The following is a 21,558-nucleotide window of genomic DNA, read 5'->3' as shown; positions in this document are numbered from 1 at the left end:
GCTCAGCTACTGATAGCTGAGCGGCGCTGTTTTAATTTAACAATGTTATTGGCTGTCTACTTTTGACCTTGAGAGGTAAAGACGTTAGTGCGCGAAGCATGATAGTTACCATCTTTACTATCTACATTAAATACCACAGGGATCTCTTTTTGGTCGAGTACTTTAGGATCGGCCACCACACTGACTGGCATATCATAACTTTCACCGGCATCAAGAGGTAAGCTTGCAAATCGGGTCACTAAGCTTAAGCCTTCAGGGGCATCGATAGAGAGCATGTATTCGTGAGACTGCTGGGTTTTGTTAGTCACTTTAATGATATAGCTATTAACAATTTGCCCTTCAGCATTCATTGAGGATAGCTGGTTACGGTCACCACGTACATCAATTTGTAGTGGAACACGGCCAATAAGTGCATAAGCCATAACACCAATGAGTACAGATAATAACAGTAAATAGGCAAATAGTCTTGGGCGTAAATAGCGACTAGGCTCTTTTTCAACCAATTGACGCTCAGTGGTGTAGCGAATAAGCCCACGAGGATAGCCCACTTTATCCATGACCTCATTACAAGCATCGACACAGGCAGCACATTGAATACATTCGACTTGCAGACCATCGCGGATATCAATACCTGTAGGACATACTTGTACACACATCGTACAGTCGATACAGTCACCTAAGTGCTCAGGATGGGTGCCTTTTTTACGGGTTCCACGCGGTTCGCCACGGTTATAATCATACGATACGATAAGCGTGTCTTTATCGAACATAACACTTTGGAAGCGGCCGTAAGGGCAGATGTGGATACACATAAACTCGCGCATATAGGCGGCATTAGCATAAGTGGCAAAGGTAAAGATAAACATCGATACCCAAACCCAACCTGGCCAATCAGGAAAAGGAATGCCCCCTAAAGACTGCCAACTGTTGTACATGACAGAAGTACCGGCCACATAACTGACAAAGGTCGTGGCGGTGAGTACTGACATCAAGAACCAAATCAGATAAATCAGCAGTTTTTTAGAGATTTTACTACCAGAGTTAGGCTCTTTATCGAACTTGATACGCTTGTTTCTATCCCCAATAACCCATTTTTCGACATGCTGAAAAAGGTGAACCCAAATGGTCTGAGGACAAGCATAACCACACCAAACGCGGCCAGCATACACAGTGACCATAAACAGGGTAAAGGCGGCAATAATGAAGAAGGCCGCCACAAAGAAGAAATCTTGTGGAAATAAGGTCAAGCCAAAAATATAGTAATGCTGGCTTGGCACGTCGAACCAGATGGCTTGGCGACCATCGTATTTTAGCCACGGTAAAATTAAAAACAATGCTAATAACGCATACATGCTAATAAGACGTATGCGCTGATAAAAACCATCAGTAAATCTGGGGTGGATGCGTTTTTTTGTGGCATCTACATCATGGACTGGGATTTTTTGGGGGGAGGGGGCTGACATAAATGTACCTCTAATATTTAGAATCATTATGCTGGCAAAAGGTAAGCAACGAGAAAGTGGATATCTCTAGAGCCTTAGATACTATTTTAACATTGATTCATAGGTTTCGCTTAAAAGCCAAATTAACTTGTTGATTGTTAATACATATGGATATAACTGATTGGGCTGGTGTGACCGACCTTTATTGTTCAGGTGACTATTATATAGTTACTCTGTTCTAAAAATACAATCAAAATGTATGTTTAAGTTGAAGGGGCAACCTATTATTTGTAGTGTCAAAGAGTGTATTAAGTTTTAAAGCGCATAAACCAATAAAGGGGGCTGTATTAACAGCCCCCTTTATGTGTTCGTCTCTGACACCAATTTAACAATTAATAAAATTGACAGCTATTTGCTAGTAGCAGCTGCAGGTGCGTTGGCTACCACGTTATTGTGAGACAGTGAATAAACATAAGCGGCCAATAGCATAATACGCTCGTTACCTAGCTTAGTTTCCCATTCAGGCATCACACCACCACGACCGTGACGGATGGTCTCTTGGATGGTCTCGCGATCACCGCCATACAACCAGATACCGTCGGTTAGGTTAGGAGCACCAGCTGCGATGGTACCTTTAGCATCTGCACCGTGACAGATAAAACATTTTTCATCAAAAATTGCTTTACCTTGAGCCACTTTAACCGGATCAAGCTCACCTTTTTCTTGGTTTTTCGAGATTGATAACACATATTCAGCAGCAGCACGAACCCCTTGTTCACCAAGATCAGCACGCTGAGCTGGCATAGGTAGAGGCTGAGCAGGGTCAAGGTTAACATGCCAACCATTATGTAGGGTTAATAGGATGTTTTCAGGTTTGCCACCATGTAACCAATCATTATCAGTTAAGTTTGGATATCCAGGAGCACCTTGCGCTGTAGAACCATGACATACTGCACAGTTCTGTAAGAACAAACGCTCACCTGCCATTAACGCTTTTTGGTTGCCTGAAAGCTCAGTAACATAAGGCGCTAAAGCCACAATACCTGCATCAATCTGATCGTTAAGCTCAGAGGGACGCTCAGACTTAACCGGAGCTTTTACTTGCAATGCTGCAAGGCTGGCTAATTGCTTTTGGGCAGTCGGGTTAGGCAAAAAGTTAGTGTTAAAGTTGTCGGTAAAGATTTTATTGTTGGCTTCTAAATCACTATAAAGCTCGTTATGTGAGCTCCAAGGCACAGTTTTGCCCTCAACTTCTACGGTTGATAAACCGTGGAAATGGCTTGGGAAAATCGCTGGGAATAGTAGCCAATAGGCTAGTGCCCAAACAATACTACCGAAGAAAATTACCAGCCACCACTTAGGTAGCGGCTTGTCGTATTCTTGAATAACATCATCATAAGTGTGACCGGTGGTGCCGTCTTCTGCAAGATCTGGCTTATTGCGCAGAACGAAAAGGAGCACACCAAGAATGAATAGCCAGCAGCCAAAACTTAAGATGGTAATCCATGAACTCCAAAATATGCTCATTTTTTATCCTTATTGCGTGAATTAGCGGCTAAAGAGCTGACCAGCTCATCATCCAACGCAAGCTGTGCATCTTCTTCAAAACGCTTCTTGTTATTAGGTGAATAGGCCCACCATGCAATACTGACGAAGGCAATAAATGCTGTCACAGTTGCAATAATTTGTAGGTCACTGATACTCATTAGCGTTGACCCTCCATTGCAGTACCAAGCTGCTGTAGATAAGCCACAAGAGCATCAAGCTCTGTTGCACCTAAAACTTGGTCAGGCGCATTCTCGATGTCCTTTTCAGTGTAAGGTACACCAAATCGGTCACGGAATAAGCGCATCTTATCTTGTACTTTGCTGCCATCCACTTCTTGCTTAGCAAGCCATGGGAAGCCAGGCATAACTGACTCAGGCACCAATGAACGTGGGTCGATTAAGTGTTTTTTCTGCCAATCGTCAGAGTAACGTTGACCCACACGTGCTAAGTCTGGACCTGTACGCTTAGAGCCCCATAAGAATGGATGGTCCCAAGCAGATTCAGCAGCGCGAGAGTAAGGTCCGTAACGTTCCACTTCTGCACGTAAAGGACGAATCATTTGTGTGTGACACACATGACAGCCTTCACGGATATAAATGTCACGCCCCTCAAGCTCCAACGCTGTCCAAGGTTGCATAGTGGGGAGGGGTTGGTTTACCCCACCTTCTTCACCAGACTTGGTATCAAAAATTAGTGGAACGATCTCTACTAGTGTTGCAAAGCTAATTGCAATAACAATAAAGATGACCAGCAAGCCTGTGTTTTTTTCAATTATTTCATGAGCTGTACCCGCCATGATATCTCCTTAAGCGATTGCTGGTTTACACGTTAACAGGCTGAGTGTCTTCGTCATCATTGACGATGGGGCTATGATTTGTTGGATCGGCTTCATCCACAGGACGAGCACTTGGCATTTTGATCGTCTTATAAGCATTATAAGCCATCACAAACATACCACTGACGTATAACAAACCACCGAAGGCACGACCGATGTACGGATAATGTGAGAACGTTACTGTTTCAATGAAGTTGTAAGCAAGCGTTCCATCTGGGTTTGTTTGACGCCACATCATGCCTTGACCAATACCTGAAATCCACATAGAAACGATGTAGAAAATCGTACCAGCAGTTGCAAGCCAGAAGTGAGTATTAATTAAACTAATAGAGTACATTTTAGGCTTATTAAATATGCGTGGGATTAACACATATAAAGAACCCATGGTAATTAAACCTACCCAACCTAGCGCACCTGAGTGTACGTGACCTACTGTCCAGTCAGTGTTATGCGATAAAGCATTCACAGTTTTGATAGACATCATTGGGCCTTCGAAAGTTGACATCGCGTAGAACGATAAAGCAACAATCAAGAAGCGAATGATAGGGTCAGTACGTAATTTGTCCCAGCTACCAGAAAGCGTTAGTACACCGTTAATCATACCACCCCATGACGGTGCGAATAAGATAACAGAGAAAACCATCGCCAAAGACTGAGTCCAGTCAGGAAGTGCTGAGTAGTGTAAATGGTGTCCACCGGCCCACATGTACGAGGCGATAAGCGCCCAGAAGTGTACAATAGATAGACGGTATGAATAAATAGGACGGCCAATCTGTACCGGTACGAAGTAGTACATCATACCCAAGAAGGCTGCCGTTAAGTAGAAGCCTACTGCGTTGTGACCATACCACCACTGAACCATAGCATCGGTAGCACCACCAAATAATGAGTACGACTTAAATAAGCCTACTGGAATGGCCATGCTGTTTACAATATGAAGTAAAGCAATAGTGATAATGAAAGCAGCAAAGAACCAGTTCGCCACATAGATATGTGAGGTCTTACGTTTAATAAGGGTACCGAAGAAAACGATAGCGTAAGAGATCCAAACAACAGCAATTAAGATGTCAATTGGCCACTCAAGTTCCGCATACTCTTTAGTAGAGGTGATACCTAAAGGTAGGGTGATAACCGCAGACACAATAACGGCTTGCCAACCCCAGAAGGTAAACCACGCTAAATAAGGCGCGAAAAGTCTGGTTTTACAAGTACGCTGTACGATGTAGTAGGAAGTTGCAAATAAAGCAGAACCACCAAACGCAAAAATAACCGCGTTAGTGTGCAGCGGTCTTAAACGGCTAAAAGTTAGCCAGGGGATATCAAAGTTAAGGGCAGGCCAAGCTAACTGTGAGGCGATAAACACCCCAAGACTCATGCCTATAATCCCCCAGACGATTGTCATGATAGTAAAATATCTGACAACAGTGATTTCGTAATCACGATCGACTGGAGAGACTGCTGTGTTATTTATACTCATTGGAATATTTCCTTTACAGCCTTAAGTATCAAAGGTTTCAACCAAAAAGAGCCTGAAAAAGAACTTAATTCTGAATAAGGAGGCAGGAGCAAAACCACGCCTGGTGTAGACACTATTGCAGCAATTAAAGTTAATAATGGCTCAACTTATGAGGGGTAAATGTGACAGTAACCCTCTCATTTGTTTGGCTGTTATACCTGATGTTATCTAAATATGAAGCTATTGTAACGCATAGGATACAAAATATCATCTGACGAAACAGTCAAATACAAAAAAACCCGTAAAATTTTTATGGGTAATCTTCAAGAATCTGTGCAGTAGCCAGGGCTTGATATAAAGATTTATCTAAGATTCGCTTAAGATTGGGTGATGCTATCGATATATTTGTAACAATAAAGTGAGCTGTGCATTCAAAAACACACCGTACCTTTTTTATTTTTTGCTACAATTTCGATGGCTACTTACTTAAGCTTATTTCTTCTATAGCTATTAATTGCTATAGTGATTAAAGCGAGCAATGACAAGTTTGCTCTTAAATAACGGGTATCAATGTTACTGTCCTGACTATATAACTTAATAGATAAATAGTTATATAAAAAGGTCCTATAAGTGATATTTTAACTTTATTTTTAGGTTAACTCTATTTTTTATTTGAAAAGGAAGAATTTTATGGCAGTTTTTTTAACAGATGAATGGTTTAACGAAGTTGATCGTCTGACCAAAGAAGCAGGAGAGTTAAATCTTCCGCCAGCTTTAGCAAACATGAAGCTTAATTTGAAGGTCACGAATACCGCCAATGGCGATGTAGATGCCTCTTTGGTGGACGGTGTCTTAAAAAAAGGTGCGTCAGATGCCAATACCACAATTAATATCGATGAAGAGACTTTAAAAGCAATCGCTTTAAAAGGCGATATGAATGAAGCGATGAATGCCTTCATGTCAGGTAAAATCCGTATTGATGGTGATATGGGCCAGGTCATGGCGCTACAGACTACCAAGCCTTCGGCTGAACAAAAAGAGCTGTTCAAAAAAATCTATTCAATGACCGAGCAAGGCTAATAGCTTTTAAATTAACAGCAAAAAAAAGAGCTTAGGATAATTTCTAAGCTCTTTTTTTGTCAGGATTTTTAATGAGCCACTGTGTCATAAAAATCTCAACAATCAGTGCAGCTGTTGAAACGGCTCAATTAAGCAATAACTAGGCTAAGCTAAATGCACTAAATAAAACATAAGTAGCATGCCTGAGAGTAAAAAGCTTACTGACATGATGTTAATAGAGTCAGCAACTTTGGCACCAAAGATTAGCTTAATGTGTTGATGAAGATTAGGCTGAGTGGCAAAAATACCATGGGCATGAGTAGGGGCTGATAAAGGCGCGTCAGGGTTAGAGATTGAGCCAACCTGAACCTCTTTACTAGAGAAAGCAGCTAACGTAGAGGCGGGCTGTTGAGGTGTTGAATCATTAGAAGCTGATTGGTTACTAGAGTATAAAGTTTGAGTGGCCAGCAAGTCTGTATCAGGCGTCTTGGCATACAGTTTGGAGGGTTTGATAGTAACGCAAGGCACTGCTTCTAGAGCTGATGTTTTTAAAGGTGAGGTGACATCTTCTTGAGCAGACATCTTATCTACCGCTTGCAAGGTGTGACTTTGAAGCACAAGGTTATGGCTCACAGTACTATTACCCATAATACTATGCTCCGCCTTAGCTGAATAAGCAGAAAAAGGTAGGGTTGCGGGCGCCGTAGTAAAGGTTTTGTTTGGCGTAGAGACTTTCATAGGCACACAATTATGAAAGGGATAAGACACGATGACTTATTTTCTTTCATTGTAGAGAAGTTGATTAATACTAACCTGAATTTATTAACATTGTAAACAGCGTCTTTGTTGCAATTATTACAAGGGCAATCTTTTTTGTATCAGAATGTGTTATGAGGCTTTTTTTGGCTAAAATTTTCACCTTATGTTTATCTTTTCATAAAAAAAGCCCAGTGTGTCTACTGAGCTATTTTTATGCAATATCTTAAAGCATTTAAGTTAATCAAACATTAAACAGCATTATTTTGATTTTCATAATAAATCGCCGCTTGCAGCCAAATATTGGCCTGAATGTAATCATTGACTTCAATAGCACTGACTTCAGCTGTAGTGGGTGTTGCCATACGTACCACAAAAGGATCGGCGTCTGGCTCACGCAAAATGGCCACATCAAAAACAGTCAGTGGACGATCATATAACGTCTCTTGCTGCTTGCCTAACACTTGGCCTTGGCACCAAGCCTCATCTTCTTGGCCTAAGGTTTCACCAAATAAGTAGGCACACATATTGCCTAGATTAATCTCAACCGGAGCCAAAGCTTCGTCACTATCAGGTTGCCACTGCTCTATTTGTTGGTCTAAATCTTGGGGAATCACACCATTATTGTTAGCGACAATATCATTATAGGCACGGTGGTAGCGGATGGCTTCTGGATCTTCTACCAAAATGCTCTCATCTTTGCTGCTTGGCTTAATCGAGTAAGCCCAAGCGCTAAAGTTCACGAAATACTGCTGATCTTGGCGGTATAAAGACTGGTTCACAGTATACATCTGGTCGAAGGCATAAATCACGCTGCCATCTTCGCTAACTAAGCGCAGTACGGCATCTTGAGTATCCTCATTAGCGATGATGCGCTCAATTTTGCAGGTGAGGCCGTAAGGACTATTAACACAAGGATAGGCGTTAATAAAGTTTTGCGGTTTGCCCTGTTTCATGGCCAGTACCTGATTGATATGGCACATGTGATTACACGACAGCAAAAGGTTTGATAAGCTGTCTTTGGTAAGCGAAGCATGTAAACCTGCAGCAATGGTGGCGTCATCAATAGAGCTTTTTAGCCAGTTGGGCACATCATCCTCTACCTTGTCAGTTAAAATGCGCCAGTGATCGCCATGACCGGCTGTCTGTTCAGCTGTTAAGGCAATAGTCACTGGGCGGGTGTCGGGATGTTGGCTATATTTATAAGTTTGAGTGGTCATAATATGTTTATACTTTTGATGGTTGGCTTTAAGGAGTGGCTACATCTTTGCTAAAGGTCTGTTATTACCTAAGGATATGTGATATCGCCTTAGTATATAAGTTAAATAAGCTAACTAAAAAATAAGATATATCGTGAGCCAAGCAACAGGCTCTTATATTAACTAAATAGGGGCAACTTATTTGAATACAAGATCATAGGGTTAATATAGCCAAGCTTAGATAAAAAAATAATATTTTTTTTGTGTCTAAAATTAAAAACACAGACAGTTATAATAAAGTAACTGCAGCAATCAAGCATAGCCAAGTTAGCGCTGTTTGTGTCAAACTATGGGTTTTTGTTGTGTCCTTCACTTCTCATTTTAGTCATCACCTATTATTTATTACCGAATAGGTTAAGAGCCTGTATTATGTTTCGTCCATTAGCCTTATTTTTAGGATTACGTTATACGCGCGCTGAGCGTAGTAACCGCTTTATCTCATTAATTTCATTAATTTCTATGGTGGGATTGACCCTTGGGGTCGCAGTATTGATTACGGTCTTGTCCGTCATGAACGGTTTTGATCGGGAGCTTAAGACCAGGATTTTGGGTATGGTGCCCCAAGCGACCGTCACTTCAGCGGAGATTATCCCTGATTGGAAAAACCTCGCCAATGAAATTAAAAAAGACCCCGAAGTACATGCAGTGGCGCCCTTTATTGAGCTACAAGGCATGTTAACTTCTAATGGTCAGGTGGCCGGCATTATGGTCACTGGGGTTGAGCCTGAGTATGAAAAAAATGTCTCTATCATCAATGAGCACATGGTTGAGGGCAGCATAGACACCCTAAAAGATGGCGACTTTAGTATTGTGCTTGGTGAGAGCATGGTGGAGGCCTTGGGCCTACAAGTGGGTGATAAGGTGACTTTGGTATTGCCAGAAGCGTCGCCATCGCCTGCAGGCGTTATTCCTCGTTTTAAGCGCTTTACCTTAACGGGCGTGTTTAATATTAGCCGTGAAGTAGATAACCTAGTGGCGTTTATTCCTATGGGTGATGCGGCGACGCTTTTGCGCTTACCTGAGGGCGCGCAAGGCATTCGAATGAAGCTTGATAATATTTTCTTAGCGCCTCAAGTGGCTCAGCGTGCTGCTAAAATCAATCCGCAGCAGCTGTTTCCCAATGACTGGACACGTACTCATGGCAATTTATTTGGTGCAATCCAAATGGAGAAGGCCATGGTGGGGTTATTGCTGTTTTTAATCATCATCGTCGCCGCTTTTAATATTGTCTCAAGTTTGGTGATGCTGGTAACTGATAAAAAAGCAGATATTGCAATTTTAAAGACCTTTGGCGCCTCTCCAAAACTCATTACCCAAGTATTTATGGTACAAGGACTGGTTATCGGTGTCATTGGTACGGTAGCGGGTACTATCTTGGGGGTGATTTTGGCACTGACCATTGGCGATTTGCTAGGCTGGGTCAACCAAGCATTTAACCTACATTTATTTGATGCGTACTTTATCAATTATCTGCCCACAGAGCTGCGCTGGCTAGATGTGCTGATCATTACCAGCACCTCATTCTTATTGAGCTTTTTGGCGACCATTTATCCCGCTCGCCGAGCAGCCAATATTCAGCCGGCCCAAACCTTACGCTACGAATAAATAAAAATAAGCCGCTTCATTGGGTTTATATAAACTCAGAGGTGGCCTTAGAAATAGGTATTGAGAAAACAGTATGTCAGAAATTTTAGTCGCAAAAGATATTAATAAAATCTACGATGAGGGCAATATCCGCACTCAGGTGTTGACCGGGCTTAATTTAACCGTTAAAGCCGGTGAGCGCATTGCCATTGTAGGTACCAGTGGCTCAGGCAAAAGTACGTTGCTGCATTTATTGGGCGGGCTTGATGTACCAAGCTCAGGTGAAGTATGGCTACATGGTCAGTGTTTAAATAATATGAACGAAACTGAGCGCGGTGAGATGCGCAATAAGCACTTAGGTTTTATTTATCAGTTTCACCATCTGTTGCCCGAATTTACCGCTATTGAGAACGTGGCCATGCCGCTATTGCTACGTAAAGAGGTGCCTATTAAAGAGGCGCGCCAGCAAGCCGTGGACTTGCTTGAGCGAGTGGGGCTTGGGCACAGATTAGAGCATCGCCCTGGTGAGTTGTCTGGCGGGGAGCGTCAGCGGGTAGCCATTGCTCGAGCCTTGGTCACCAAGCCCTCGCTCGTCTTAGCGGATGAGCCGACAGGTAACTTAGATTATGACAATGCCCAAAGTATCTTTGCGCTGTTGGCTGAGCTTCAAGACACCATGAAAACGGCGCTCCTTATGGTCACTCATGACAGAAATCTGGCGGCCATGGCCGATCGTCAAATGCTGCTAAAAAACGGTAAGTGGGAAGCGTTTTCGGATTAGGCCTTTATGTTAGCTGCCTTATGATTGTTGTACGCTTCTGCTAAGAAAGTCACGATAGACAATAATAAGGATAGGTAGTTGATTTGGCTAATGGCACTTGTGGCACTGGTTGTGATGTTGGCCATTTTGCAGATGACGCCTGATCAGCTGTTATTGATGGGGTATCAACTAGCCCCTGACGTCGGAGCAGAACGTTGGCAGTACGTCAGTTATGTGCAGCTTATCGGTTTAGCGCTGGTGTGGCTACTGCGCTATGGATATATGGCTTGGTATAGGCGCCGGTTGTCTCATTCAATCGGCGTGGCTGCCCAGCCGCAGCTTTTGCCGTTTGCGCCTTATACTCAAGTTGCGTCTTATACTAAAGCGCCCTCTTTGGTTATTAATCACTCAGTTTATCTGCTTGCGCCCACCACTACCACTAAGTTCTCAGCTTTTGCTAAACCCTCAATATCACCCTCATATTTTGCGCTGCCTAAGATTTTTAAAAAGCCAACTGTTTCAGGCATTATGCCCGCTTTATTAACCTTAATTGCTGTGGGTCTGTTTTGGTCAGCTACGTTATGTCATAGTGTGGCACAGCGTCTGAGCGCCATTGAGCAGGCGCCGACAAGGCCCCTCTATGTCAACGCCTTGGTTACGCCTATTGGCTTAAGTGACAAAAGGCTCACCTTTGAGGCTGCTAAAGCAGTGTCACTGTCCTCTGAGGGAGGTGTAAACCCAAAGTTAAACCCTCAAAAAAAGCAGGTGGCGCAAGGCTATCGCCAATTGGTACGCTTAACCAATATACGCCCGTATCACTCTATGGCTGCTACTGCCTCACAGCAAGGCATTATTCAATTAGACAATCCATTTTATCTGACCAATCCCAGTCAAAAAATACCGAACAAAAACTCTGTCAGTCAAAACAAACCGCAACCCATTAATCACAGCCAAAACACCTCAAAGACCCAAGTGTTATCCCTTAACGCACCTGCCCAAAGCCGCTTACCCAGTAGTATGACAGTGATGTTACAAAGTTATCGCGGTCAGCAGCAGTGGCTTAATGATCTGGCAGCCAATCAGCAGCTGACCATGTCTTTAGCGCTTACTCCTATTGAATTTAAAGCGCATGATGAGGTGGAGGAATGAGTATCGTTGGCTAAGTAGCCGCCATGCCACTGCACAGGCAAAGCTTATCCATGCTGATGTTAAAAAAGCATTCATCAACCCTAAGCTTAGTGTGCCCCAGACAATTAATCAGCAGCGTTTTTTATTGCGTGAGCACTTTTTGGTATTAAGGCAGCAGCGCACGGCACGCGATCCTCAGCAAATAAATCCACAGCAAGGGCTGGCGGTGACTTTAAGCCTGCTCACCGGTGACCGCAGTTTAATCAGTCAAGAGATGAGCGGCTTATATCGCTTTGCAGGGATATCCCATTTATTGGCAATCTCCGGTACCCATGTTTTATTCTTGGCCCTGCTGTGTGCAGGGATAGTTACCACGATAATTACTTGCTTTTGGCCTATCTGGTATGCTCGCATACCGCGGTGGCAGTGGGCGTTTGGTATCGCTGTGGTGGTCGCCTTTGGCTATGCATTATTTGCAGGCTTTGATGTCCCAGCAGTGCGTACGGCGTTTATGCTACTTATTGTGGGGGTGCTGCGTTATGTGTTGGCAGCGCCGGCTACGTTAAAAGTGCTGCTGTGGCTAGCAGTGGGCATGGCTTGGGTCGATATTTTTGTATTATGGCAAGCTGGGTTTTGGCTATCTTTTATAGCGGTCGCAGCTTTGGTGGCTTATGGTCAGCGCTGGCAGGTGAGCCCCTCTTCTAGACAGGAGGTGGGTCGTGCTACAAACACCGGCGTCTTGCAGCGTTTAAGGGTGACGCTTAAAGCGCACTTTGTGGCCTTATTTAAACTACAAATGTGGATGTCGGTGGCTTTATTACCGCTGAGTTTATGGCTGTTTGGCAAAGTATCTTTGTGGGGCTTTGTCATTAATTTATTTGCCATTGGTCTATTTGGCTGGGTGATTGTGCCGCTAAATTTGTTAGCAGGTGTGCTGTATGCGGCTTGGCCTAGCAGCTCAGTGTTGCCGGATAAAATCTGGTCCTTTTTATTTTGGCTGCTCGATGGTTTGCATCAGCTGCTTTTTCAGCTACAAACCCGTTTTGAGCAAGTAGGCTGGCTTTATACTGAGCTTGATATCTCACTGCTGTTGTTGCTGTTTATGGTGCTACTGCCATTTTTGTTGCCTAAAGGCGTGCTTAACAGATTGCTTGCGCTAGCACCATTGAGTCTGATCGCGGCCATGAGTGTTGCTTCAACGACGGCTCAACACTGCTTAGCTGAGTCTCAATCAAGTGCTACAAGCCTTGATACGCAAGCAGTAAACATAAAGGTGCTTAATCTAAATAATTTGCAGTATGCCGCCACCCTTATTTATAGTCATTCAGATGCTTGGCTGTTGTTATCGGGCTACCCTAAAGCCTATCTACAGTCGAGCCCGCAACTAAATGATGAGCAAACCAAGCAGATATCAACCGCTTTGTACGATCAGATACAGCGCCAAGATATAAAGCAGCTGACCGGAGTGGTGGTGCAAACAAATACCCCTGAGCTGGCGGCTGTGGTATCTAAATTAGATGAGTATATTCCACTGTCATATTATTGGCAGGCAGGTCTTAACGCTAATAAGACGATGATACAAGCTCAGATGCAGGGCAGTACACTACTGGCACAAAGCTGTGAGGCCAACCAAAGCTGGCAGACGCAGCACCGCTCTGAGGAGGGTGGCGGCTGGTCATTAACTGCTGTTACCGGCTGGCCACAACTTAATGACAGACAGCTTTTAGATTGCACGCTTAAGCTTAGCGGCACGCAGACATTTTGGCTGCATGACCAACAAGATCTGCGTGCGCTGACAGCCAAGCCTAAAAGGTATGCTCAGCATAAGGCGGGGGCAAGCTTAGCGCCAAGCGCACACAATGCAGTGATTTTTTATAGTAGCCGGCAGGCCAAGCTTGGCAAGTTGTGGCCGCTTATGTGTGAGCAAACAGATCAAGTCTTGGCTCAGCACTGGATTACCCCATCTCAAGCGTATCTGGCTCCGGCTTTAATTGACGTATTTCAGCCCTTAACCTGGCATATTGGTGGTCAAGTATTTAGTAGAACCACTGTGAAGTTAAAAGACAGTCATTTGTACTGGCAGCAGCACTATCTTATGAGTGATGAGTAATATTAAATGGCTTAAAATTGGTGAAACAATTGATCATAAATAGTATCAATATCTCATCGCTTAGTGAGAACGTAAGTAAACAATGAGTCAATGACAAAAAGCAAATGACGTCATCGACTACTTAAGCCTAACAATAAGATTTGAATTAATATTTTACAGAATTACCGCTGACAGACATAGGCGTTGTAAGGTATGGTGGCAACTGCTAAAAAAGCGGTATGGTGTCTTATTTACGCCATTAAGTGACGCAATAAAAATTACTGCTTTATCAGCAAAATAAACACATTAATCTAAAAGTAGGATTCACATTTTATATGTCAAACTGGCCGCCAGATCCAAATAAAACTCCCGATAACACCCCCACACCCAACAACTCAGACAATCCATCACCGCGAGTGATGCCGGTAAGCTCTGGGGGCCGAGAGTGGCACTTGCTTGAAAAAACCTTATTGGCAAGCATTGAAGAGCAGCGCCGTGCTCGACGCTGGCGCGTGATTTCTAAAGTATTAAGCTTGCTTACCTTACTGCTATTATTTTTTATGCTCAGCCGAAGTTGTAGTACTGCCGAGAGCATTAGCAGCGTTGATGTGACCAAGCCACATATTGCTGTGGTGGATTTGCAAGGGGTCATTAGTGCCGATAATACCGCTAATGCCTACGATGTTAGCGCTGCTTTATCTGAAGCATTCGAATCAAAAGGCGCCAAGGCTGTCGTGTTGAATATCAACTCGCCCGGTGGCTCTCCGGTGCAGTCAGATGAGATTTGGCAGACCATGATGTCGCTACGTAAAGAGCATCCCAATAAAAAGCTGTACGCGGTGATCGGTGATATGGGCGCTTCAGGGGCATATTATATTGCTTCTGCGGCTGATGAGATTTACGTGAATCCTTCAAGCTTGGTTGGCTCAATTGGTGTTATTATGCCAGGCTATAACCTAAAAGGCTTGATGGATAAGTACGGTGTAAAAGATGCCACACTGACGGCTGGTGAGTACAAAGATATCCTAAGCATGAGCCGTGATTTAACAGACTTTGAAAAGCAGCACATCAAAGGCGTGTTAGACAATACACATAAGCATTTTATTGATGCTGTGAAAAAAGGCCGCGGCGACAGACTAAAAAATCCAGAAGAAAATAAGCTATTTACTGGGCTGTTCTGGACAGGTGAGCAAGCCATTGCTTTGGGTCTGGCCGATAAAAAGGGCAGCTTAATGAGCTTGGAAAAAGAGCTGGATATTGATAATGTAGTAGATTACACCCCAGTTGATCCGATGCAGATGTTCTTAAATAACTTTGCTCTACAATTGGGCTCTGGTATTGGTTCTTCGGTAGAACTAAAGCTATTGCCAGAGGAACAAACTTCAGCTGAGATGAAATAAATGTCAACACTACCTCGTCCTCTTAACTTAGATTTTTCACGCTTACCTGTGTCAAAGCTGACCGGTAAGCCTGTCATTCATTTTGCCCATGCCAATGGTATGCCAAGCCAAGTCTACCAGCCACTCTTTGAGCAGCTACAGGAGCATTTTACGGTGGAGTATATCCCAGTTCTGGGCTTTGATGAGTTGGGCGAGGTCAGTTATCCCATTGATAATCACTGGAAGAGCTTAACAGATCAAGTGATTGATAGTATTCAAAGCGTGGTCAACAAGCACAAGGTGCCGGTGATAGGGCTTGGCCATTCATTAGGGGCTTTGTGTACCCTACAGGCGATGTACCGTAAGCCTAAGCTATTTATGCAATCGGTATTGATGGATCCACCGCTTATCTATGGCCGTGATAACTTGTTGTGGCATGCCGCTAAGCTATTGTCAGCAAAAACCGTGGATAAGATGTCACCTGCCGGTATCTCTAAGCATCGCCGTGATGTGTGGGACAGTCGTGAGCAGGCGCGTCAGCTTTTGCGACCTAAGACTTTTTTTAAAAACTTCGATCCACGCACCTTTGAGGGCTACATTCAGTATGGCTTGCGCAGTCTACCCGATGGTACAGTGACCCTAACCATTCCAAAAGATGCTGAAGTAGCCGTGTTTCGTACGAATCCCTCTTGGTATTGGTTAAAACCCAATAAACCACCCAAAAAGCCGGTGACTTTAATTATCGGTGATGACAGTCAGTTTTATAAACGCAGCTTTCCGCCCAAGATACGTAAGCGGCTGTCTATCCCCTTTAAGCTACATGCCGGCAGACACATGTTCCCGCTAGAGTATCCTGACTCTGTGGTGTCGCTAATTTTGGCAACCATTGCTGAACAAGGCTAAAAATAAACCATGAGCCATCGGCTATACAGATCTACGGATAAAGCTATTTTAGATGCGCCCCCACCCAAGCTATTTTCTAAAGCTGGCGTGGGGGCGTTGTATATTGGCATTGTGGGTCTGTTTTTGGCACTGCAGCTGCTTGGGGTGTATCTGTTCGCCCCTTATGTGTTTAATGAACAGACGCTGACCGCTGCGCAGCGCTTTGGTATGGGCAGTTATAACGGCACAGTGACCAGCTATGCGATGATATTTACTTTGGTGGTATTGCTGTTGGCAATAGCGGCGCTGATTAAAGTACGGCTGCGTCAGGTTACCCTAAACAGTAGCACCTTACCCGGTTTGTCTCATAACCACAGTGTGGCGGATTATTTGGCAATTAAGCCTTTTGCACTGCGCATAGCTCTGGGTATCTTTGGGCTGTGGCTGCTGTTTATGTTTGCGACTGAGGCGGTGACTTATTGGCTTGAAAAAGACCCCACCGCTTTTGTCGATGAGCTGTATGCCAGTGCAGACCCAAAATGGTTGTTGATAGCAGTCATGGTGGTGGCGGCGCCTATTTATGAAGAGGCGATGTTCCGCGGCATTTTATGGACGGCAACAAAAGAGCAGTTTGAGGGCGAGACTGGGGTATGGGTGGCAAGTTTGGTGACCAGTATTTTGTTTGCCATTATCCACTTGCAATATGCGTTTTATGAGATGAGCGTGATATTTTTGCTGGCTTTACTGCTCAGTTACGCCCGTGCCAAATCTGGGTCTTTGATGCTGCCGATACTTATTCATATGATGAATAATGGGTTGGCCATGTGGATGTATCTTAGTACCCAGTAATATTAGTACCCAGTAATACAGACAAAAAAAGCTCAGTGCTGATGGCACTGAGCTTTTTTTGTCTGTATTATTGGGCGCCATCACCAACAGCCATGATAGGGCTTAATTGAGCGAATTATCAAGCAAATCATCAGTAGCCGCACGCTCAATGATGGCTAGGGTCGCATCAGCTGCTCGGCGAATATCATCGACACTCATTTGCTGCTTACCGCTTAATGCTTGTCGCCATTTGCGGGCACCGGGCAGACCTTGGAACAACCCCAAGAAGTGACGGGCCAAAGAAGGTAGCGGCTCGCCCTTGGCCACTTGCTGCTCTAAGTAGGGGTACAATTTGGTTAATATCTGTGCGCGACTAGGCGCAGCCTCGCCCCAAAGCGACATCGCTTCGGCCAAGATATAGGGATTGTGGTAGGCAGCACGGCCAATCATGACCCCGTCGACTTGCTGAAGATGGGCTTTGATCTGCTCAATGCTATCAATACCGCCATTAATTTCAATATGTAGCTCAGGAAACGCTTGCTTTAAGCGGTAGACATCCTCATAGCGCAGTGGCGGAATCTCACGGTTTTCTTTAGGGCTTAGTCCGTTTAGCCAAGCGATACGGGCATGAACGATAAAACGCTGACAACCGGCTTCAGCACTGGCACTCACGAAGTCTTGCATAAACTCATAACTGTCATGCTCATCTATGCCAATGCGATGCTTGACAGTCACTGGAATATCAACATGCGCTTGCATATTACGCACCAAGGCGGCTACGGTCTCAGGCTCAGCCATCAAGCAGGCACCTATTTTGTTGTGCTGGACTCTATCAGAGGGACAGCCCACATTAATATTAACCTCATTAAAGCCGCGCTTTTGGGCTTCAACAGCACACTGGGTCATCTCGCTAATATCGGCACCGCCTAGCTGTAATACCAGTGGATGCTCAAGTGTGTCATAGCGCAGTAAGCGATCGGTTTTGCCTTGTAAAATGGCACTGGTCGAAATCATCTCAGTATATAAGTAAGTGTGCGGATTAAACAGACGCGCAAAAAAACGATAATCTGTCGTAGTCCAGTCGATCATAGGGGCAACTGAGAGTCGCTTATTGTGCATGAGATCGGCAGAATGAGGCGCTGCGGTGACAGCTGAGGCAGTATCAGTCATAACAGGATAAGTACTCTTAGAATAAAAAGGGGAAGACGATAGGGTTTGTAGCAGACAGCTTGAGCAGCAAAAGGCTCAAGTGATCATTATATCATGACCTGCTTGAGCCGATTTTTGGCTTTTGTGTTTATATTAGCTATAGCTTAATAGATGCATCGAGCGACTTAAACTTAGGCAAACGGTAAATATATAGCCCGATAATAAAGGTGACGATACTCACAAAGATAATGTATAACGCCGGCGAGATGCTGACCAAGTTGGTGGCATAGACCAAACCAAAGGGTAGGGATACCCCCACTATCGCATACATAAAGTTATAAGTGAGCGAAACGGCGGCGACTCGAACCTCAGTAGGAAATAACTGTACTAAGATGACGGAGCCTAGGCTAATAATACCCGTACAGAACCCTAAAATGGCGTACATAAATAAGATAAACGCACCACCGCCGTTTTCTAAGTGGTAATAAAAGGCTAAAGCCTGCAAGGTCAAGGCGATTGAGCCAATCATCAAAGCCTTACCGGTGCTGCTTTTATCTGCGACTAACCCAAAAAATATACAACCAATCATTAAAAACAGTAAGCCCAAATTATTTGAGAAGCTAAGCATAGACTCATCAATACTAAACTTCATAGAAATTAGCTGCGGTAATAGCAAGGCCACAACCATTGTCAAGCTACTGATAATAAAGGTCAGTACTAAGGCTAAGAAAATGGCATTAAAGCGCTTAAATGACGGCCCAATCTCAGATATTTTGGGCATAAACTTCTGTTTGCATTTTTGAGCGGTAAAGATAGGCGTCTCAGGTAAAGTGTGCCACAACATCAAAGACACAAAGCTGAGCGTAGCGCCCCAAACAAAAGGAATACGCCAACCACTTTCGATAAGCTCAGTGGGCGTATGGGTGTTGGTAATTACTTCAAATAATAAGTTTGAGCCCAGCTCACCAAGCATAAAGCTTGCGGTAACAAAGCTTAAGTAAGTGGCCAGATTACGCTTGTCTACATGCTCAGCAATATACACCCAGCCTAAGGGGGTGTGCGCACCAAAGGCCATGCCCTGAAACATACGTGCGATAAAGAATAAGATGGGTGCCAAAATGCCTACTTGGGAGTATGTCGGCAGGCAAGCGGTAATAAGTGCCGTCGCAGCAATAAATGAGGTGCTGATTAAAAGCGCAGGTTTGCGGCCTTTGACATCGGCATAACGGCCCAGCAGCAGCGCCCCAATGGGCCGAGTTAAATAACCGGCGATAAATATGGTAAGTGCTTGTAGCTTGGCGAGTAACGGATCATCATTGGCCGGAAAAAAAGTGGCGCTAATGATATCTGCCATAAAAAGATAGATTAGAAAATCAAAATAGGCGACCGCATTACCAAAGCAAATAACCATTAATTGCTTTGGGGACACCGAGCTTTGGGAATCTGATAAGGCAACAAAAGGCATAGTAAAGGTATCGAGTGATTAAAAGTAAAATGAGCATCCTAAGCGTAACGGATAGGACGCGTCTGCTAATCAAATAAGGGGTATAAAACTTACAACAGCCAGTCAATGGGCATCGAGGACATGACATTAATCCATAATGAATCTATTAAGTCTATGTGCGGCTCTTGCTCATAAATAACCAGCTCAGTATTTTCCAAAGTTTGCCACTGCAGTTGACCGGTTGGGGTCAAGATGACCTTGTAAGCTTGCGATAATAACTGGTCACTAATAGCAGCATGCAATTTTTTGGCCAACGCATCATCTTCAATGACCACGCCCATCTCAGTATTAATATTGGCTGATCTGGGGTCGACGTTATAGGAGCCGATGAACACATTGTGATCATCGACAGCAAAAGCTTTGGCATGTAGGCTCGTAGATGACTGAGAGCGAGCCCGCCACAGCTTATTTTCTCTATCTTCTTCAGACGCTGTGGCCTTTAATTCATAGATTTCAATACCCGCTCTTAATAGGGCCACACGCCACTGAGCATAACCGGCATGAACTGCCGAAACGTCAGTGGCATTAAAAGAGTTGGTGAGTATTCTAACCTTAACGCCCTGTTTAGCAAGCTCAATTAAAGTATTTACCCCATCTTTGGTGGGCACAAAGTACGAAGAAACGATAGACAGCTGCTTAGTGGGCGTGCCCAGCAGATCTCTAAGCTGTACTACTAAATGGCTTTCAGGATCTGCTTTTTGAACCAGTTTTTCAACATCATCACTCAAAAAAGTCATGGGAGCCCAGCGAAAAGGCACTCTTTTATTTATTAAGTCAGTATCAATGGTAGAGTTGGCCAAGGCACGATTATAAGCATTGAGCGCCTCTTCGGCTGTCTCTGGGTTCTGTGGGTTTATTTTCTCCAAACTGCTGAAAAACTGCTCGGAACTGGTTTGTTTATCATAGTTTATCGGTTTGTTAGCTTTGCCTTTTACTAAGGTCTCAATATCATAAGACAAACCTGAGTCCCAATACTGATCGAAGCTGTGTGTCACATCGTCGACCACATTGCCTATTAACAGCACATCAAGATCCGCAAACTGAGTATTTTTATCATTACTTAAGTACTCATTGCCCACATTGCGGCCACCAATGATACTGAGTTTGCGATCAAAGGTCATGCTTTTATTGTGCATGCGGTGGTTAATTCGCTTTAGACTGACTAAATAATTGAGGGTCTGAAACTTACGATGGGTGAGCGGATTGATTAAGCGGACTGCGATATTAGGGTGGCTGGCAAAGCGCAGTAAGTGCTTATCTAGCGCAGCATTGTTATTAAAATCATCTAATAAAAAGCGCACGATGACGCCGCGATCTGCCGCTTGCCATAATTTTTTTAATAATAATTGGCCAGCTTGATCGTTGTGCCAGATATAGTACTGCACATCGATACTTTTGCTGGCTCTATCGGTCAAAATACTGCGGGCAGCAAAGGCGTTGGCACCTGTGATGATGGTGTGGTAACCCGATAAATGCGGATGGGCTTCGCTTTGCTGGTCAATTGCGCGTGACAATTGTGCTTTTTTGTCCAGCTCTATTTCGGCAGCGGTCGCATTACTGGGCAAGGCTGGCTGTAAGTGTGTATTGTAATTAGCCTGTAAGCGCTGGGTTAATTGAATGCTTTGATTTAAATGTGGCTGTTTTGGTAAGGTATTACAAGCGCTGAGCAATACCGCTAACATCGCCACGCACAGCAGCTTAGCTAGCCCATAGATACTCAAGTTGGGTAGAGGGATGGTTAACATTCGTGAGTCGGCCAGTAATAAGGACTCAAAAGAGTGGATCACAGGCTGGCTGGATGTCTTGGCTAGCGGACGCTGAGTATTCAAATAATCGCTCAAAATAAGGATACCTTTACCTAAAACTGACCTCAAAGCACTCTGCAATAAGAAGCCAAAGC

Annotated in this window: 18 protein-coding genes; 8 read left to right on the top strand and 10 right to left on the bottom strand. The window is 44.1% G+C overall.

Annotation, left to right across the window (positions count from 1 at the left end; all coding sequences use genetic code 11):
• Positions 1-56: 56 nt before the first annotated feature.
• From ccoG to ccoN, 5 genes are all read right to left on the bottom strand, one after another.
• Entirely contained in the window at positions 57-1,463 is a 1,407-nt protein-coding gene (ccoG, locus tag JMX92_RS03300; RefSeq protein WP_201543888.1) for a cytochrome c oxidase accessory protein CcoG, read from the bottom strand.
• A 387-nt stretch (positions 1,464-1,850) separates the two neighbouring features.
• Positions 1,851-2,969 (bottom strand): cytochrome-c oxidase, cbb3-type subunit III, encoded by a 1,119-nt coding sequence (gene ccoP / locus JMX92_RS03295; protein ID WP_011960964.1) that lies wholly within the window; start codon positions 2,967-2,969, stop codon positions 1,851-1,853.
• Positions 2,966-3,148: a cbb3-type cytochrome oxidase subunit 3 gene (locus JMX92_RS03290; RefSeq protein ID WP_011960963.1), complete on the bottom strand. Its 183-nt coding sequence runs from the start codon at positions 3,146-3,148 to the stop codon at positions 2,966-2,968. Before JMX92_RS03290 ends, ccoP begins: the two co-directional genes overlap by 4 nt.
• Positions 3,148-3,786, bottom strand: coding sequence for a cytochrome-c oxidase, cbb3-type subunit II (gene ccoO, locus JMX92_RS03285; RefSeq protein WP_011960962.1), 639 nt, complete (start codon positions 3,784-3,786; stop codon positions 3,148-3,150). The genes JMX92_RS03290 and ccoO overlap by 1 nt, the downstream gene beginning before the upstream one ends.
• Before the next feature lie 25 nt (positions 3,787-3,811).
• A complete protein-coding gene (gene ccoN / locus JMX92_RS03280; protein WP_011960961.1) occupies positions 3,812-5,302 on the bottom strand; it encodes a cytochrome-c oxidase, cbb3-type subunit I in 1,491 nt (496 codons plus the stop codon).
• A gap of 669 nt (positions 5,303-5,971) precedes the next feature.
• On the opposite strand from ccoN, the gene JMX92_RS03275 reads away from it, so the two are divergent.
• The gene (locus tag JMX92_RS03275) at positions 5,972-6,361 is read left to right on the top strand and encodes an SCP2 sterol-binding domain-containing protein (RefSeq protein ID WP_011960960.1); all 390 of its coding nucleotides are present in this window, start codon (positions 5,972-5,974) and stop codon (positions 6,359-6,361) included.
• 144 nt (positions 6,362-6,505) lie between these two features.
• On the opposite strand, the gene JMX92_RS03270 is transcribed toward JMX92_RS03275, so the two are convergent.
• Together JMX92_RS03270 and JMX92_RS03265 are read right to left on the bottom strand one after the other, a co-directional pair.
• Positions 6,506-7,078, bottom strand: coding sequence for a hypothetical protein (locus JMX92_RS03270; RefSeq protein WP_201543886.1), 573 nt, complete (start codon positions 7,076-7,078; stop codon positions 6,506-6,508).
• 269 nt (positions 7,079-7,347) lie between these two features.
• Positions 7,348-8,316, bottom strand: a complete 969-nt coding sequence (locus JMX92_RS03265) for a hypothetical protein (RefSeq protein ID WP_201543884.1) — start codon at positions 8,314-8,316, stop codon at positions 7,348-7,350.
• 408 nt (positions 8,317-8,724) lie between these two features.
• On the opposite strand from JMX92_RS03265, the gene JMX92_RS03260 reads away from it, so the two are divergent.
• The 7 genes from JMX92_RS03260 (at position 8,725) to JMX92_RS03230 (ending at position 17,026) form a co-directional block, all read left to right on the top strand.
• On the top strand, positions 8,725-9,960 hold the full coding sequence (locus JMX92_RS03260; protein WP_011960957.1) for a lipoprotein-releasing ABC transporter permease subunit: 1,236 nt from the start codon (positions 8,725-8,727) through the stop codon (positions 9,958-9,960).
• Between the two features lie 73 nt (positions 9,961-10,033).
• The gene (gene lolD, locus JMX92_RS03255; protein WP_011960956.1) at positions 10,034-10,720 is read left to right on the top strand and encodes a lipoprotein-releasing ABC transporter ATP-binding protein LolD; all 687 of its coding nucleotides are present in this window, start codon (positions 10,034-10,036) and stop codon (positions 10,718-10,720) included.
• A gap of 78 nt (positions 10,721-10,798) precedes the next feature.
• The gene (locus tag JMX92_RS03250; protein ID WP_201543882.1) at positions 10,799-11,848 is read left to right on the top strand and encodes a hypothetical protein; all 1,050 of its coding nucleotides are present in this window, start codon (positions 10,799-10,801) and stop codon (positions 11,846-11,848) included.
• A complete protein-coding gene (locus tag JMX92_RS03245) occupies positions 11,829-13,937 on the top strand; it encodes a ComEC/Rec2 family competence protein (protein ID WP_201543880.1) in 2,109 nt (702 codons plus the stop codon). The genes JMX92_RS03250 and JMX92_RS03245 overlap by 20 nt, the downstream gene beginning before the upstream one ends.
• A gap of 314 nt (positions 13,938-14,251) precedes the next feature.
• On the top strand, positions 14,252-15,316 hold the full coding sequence (sppA, locus tag JMX92_RS03240; RefSeq protein WP_201543878.1) for a signal peptide peptidase SppA: 1,065 nt from the start codon (positions 14,252-14,254) through the stop codon (positions 15,314-15,316).
• Positions 15,317-16,198, top strand: coding sequence for an alpha/beta fold hydrolase (locus tag JMX92_RS03235; protein WP_201543876.1), 882 nt, complete (start codon positions 15,317-15,319; stop codon positions 16,196-16,198).
• Positions 16,199-16,207: 9 nt separating this feature from the next.
• The gene (locus tag JMX92_RS03230; protein ID WP_201543874.1) at positions 16,208-17,026 is read left to right on the top strand and encodes a CPBP family intramembrane glutamic endopeptidase; all 819 of its coding nucleotides are present in this window, start codon (positions 16,208-16,210) and stop codon (positions 17,024-17,026) included.
• Between the two features lie 102 nt (positions 17,027-17,128).
• On the opposite strand, the gene dusA is transcribed toward JMX92_RS03230, so the two are convergent.
• From dusA to JMX92_RS03215, 3 genes are all read right to left on the bottom strand, one after another.
• A complete protein-coding gene (gene dusA, locus JMX92_RS03225) occupies positions 17,129-18,175 on the bottom strand; it encodes a tRNA dihydrouridine(20/20a) synthase DusA (protein ID WP_201543872.1) in 1,047 nt (348 codons plus the stop codon).
• 136 nt (positions 18,176-18,311) lie between these two features.
• Complete coding sequence (locus JMX92_RS03220) at positions 18,312-19,565, bottom strand: MFS transporter (RefSeq protein ID WP_227675250.1); 1,254 nt, start codon at positions 19,563-19,565, stop codon at positions 18,312-18,314.
• A 143-nt stretch (positions 19,566-19,708) separates the two neighbouring features.
• On the bottom strand, positions 19,709-21,340 hold the full coding sequence (locus JMX92_RS03215; protein ID WP_201543916.1) for a phospholipase D family protein: 1,632 nt from the start codon (positions 21,338-21,340) through the stop codon (positions 19,709-19,711).
• Positions 21,341-21,558: the final 218 nt, after the last annotated feature.

The sequence above is a fragment of the Psychrobacter sp. H7-1 genome, from assembly GCF_904846585.1.
Classification (GTDB): domain Bacteria; phylum Pseudomonadota; class Gammaproteobacteria; order Pseudomonadales; family Moraxellaceae; genus Psychrobacter; species Psychrobacter raelei.
The sequence above is the reverse complement of the archived record's forward strand: the minus strand, read 5'-3'. Positions and strand labels throughout refer to the sequence as shown.

Bases quoted from the DNA above. Each gene is read 5' to 3' on its own strand.
- ccoG (WP_201543888.1), bottom strand. From the start codon at position 1,463: ATGTCAGCCCCCTCCCCCCAAAAAATCCCAGTCCATGATGTAGATGCC.
- ccoP (WP_011960964.1), bottom strand. From the start codon at position 2,969: ATGAGCATATTTTGGAGTTCATGGATTACCATCTTAAGTTTTGGCTGC.
- JMX92_RS03290 (WP_011960963.1), bottom strand. From the start codon at position 3,148: ATGAGTATCAGTGACCTACAAATTATTGCAACTGTGACAGCATTTATT.
- ccoO (WP_011960962.1), bottom strand. From the start codon at position 3,786: ATGGCGGGTACAGCTCATGAAATAATTGAAAAAAACACAGGCTTGCTG.
- ccoN (WP_011960961.1), bottom strand. From the start codon at position 5,302: ATGAGTATAAATAACACAGCAGTCTCTCCAGTCGATCGTGATTACGAA.
- JMX92_RS03275 (WP_011960960.1), top strand. From the start codon at position 5,972: ATGGCAGTTTTTTTAACAGATGAATGGTTTAACGAAGTTGATCGTCTG.
- JMX92_RS03270 (WP_201543886.1), bottom strand. From the start codon at position 7,078: ATGAAAGTCTCTACGCCAAACAAAACCTTTACTACGGCGCCCGCAACC.
- JMX92_RS03265 (WP_201543884.1), bottom strand. From the start codon at position 8,316: ATGACCACTCAAACTTATAAATATAGCCAACATCCCGACACCCGCCCA.
- JMX92_RS03260 (WP_011960957.1), top strand. From the start codon at position 8,725: ATGTTTCGTCCATTAGCCTTATTTTTAGGATTACGTTATACGCGCGCT.
- lolD (WP_011960956.1), top strand. From the start codon at position 10,034: ATGTCAGAAATTTTAGTCGCAAAAGATATTAATAAAATCTACGATGAG.
- JMX92_RS03245 (WP_201543880.1), top strand. From the start codon at position 11,829: ATGATGAGGTGGAGGAATGAGTATCGTTGGCTAAGTAGCCGCCATGCC.
- sppA (WP_201543878.1), top strand. From the start codon at position 14,252: ATGTCAAACTGGCCGCCAGATCCAAATAAAACTCCCGATAACACCCCC.
- JMX92_RS03235 (WP_201543876.1), top strand. From the start codon at position 15,317: ATGTCAACACTACCTCGTCCTCTTAACTTAGATTTTTCACGCTTACCT.
- JMX92_RS03230 (WP_201543874.1), top strand. From the start codon at position 16,208: ATGAGCCATCGGCTATACAGATCTACGGATAAAGCTATTTTAGATGCG.
- dusA (WP_201543872.1), bottom strand. From the start codon at position 18,175: ATGACTGATACTGCCTCAGCTGTCACCGCAGCGCCTCATTCTGCCGAT.
- JMX92_RS03220 (WP_227675250.1), bottom strand. From the start codon at position 19,565: ATGGTTATTTGCTTTGGTAATGCGGTCGCCTATTTTGATTTTCTAATC.
- JMX92_RS03215 (WP_201543916.1), bottom strand. From the start codon at position 21,340: ATGTTAGCGGTATTGCTCAGCGCTTGTAATACCTTACCAAAACAGCCA.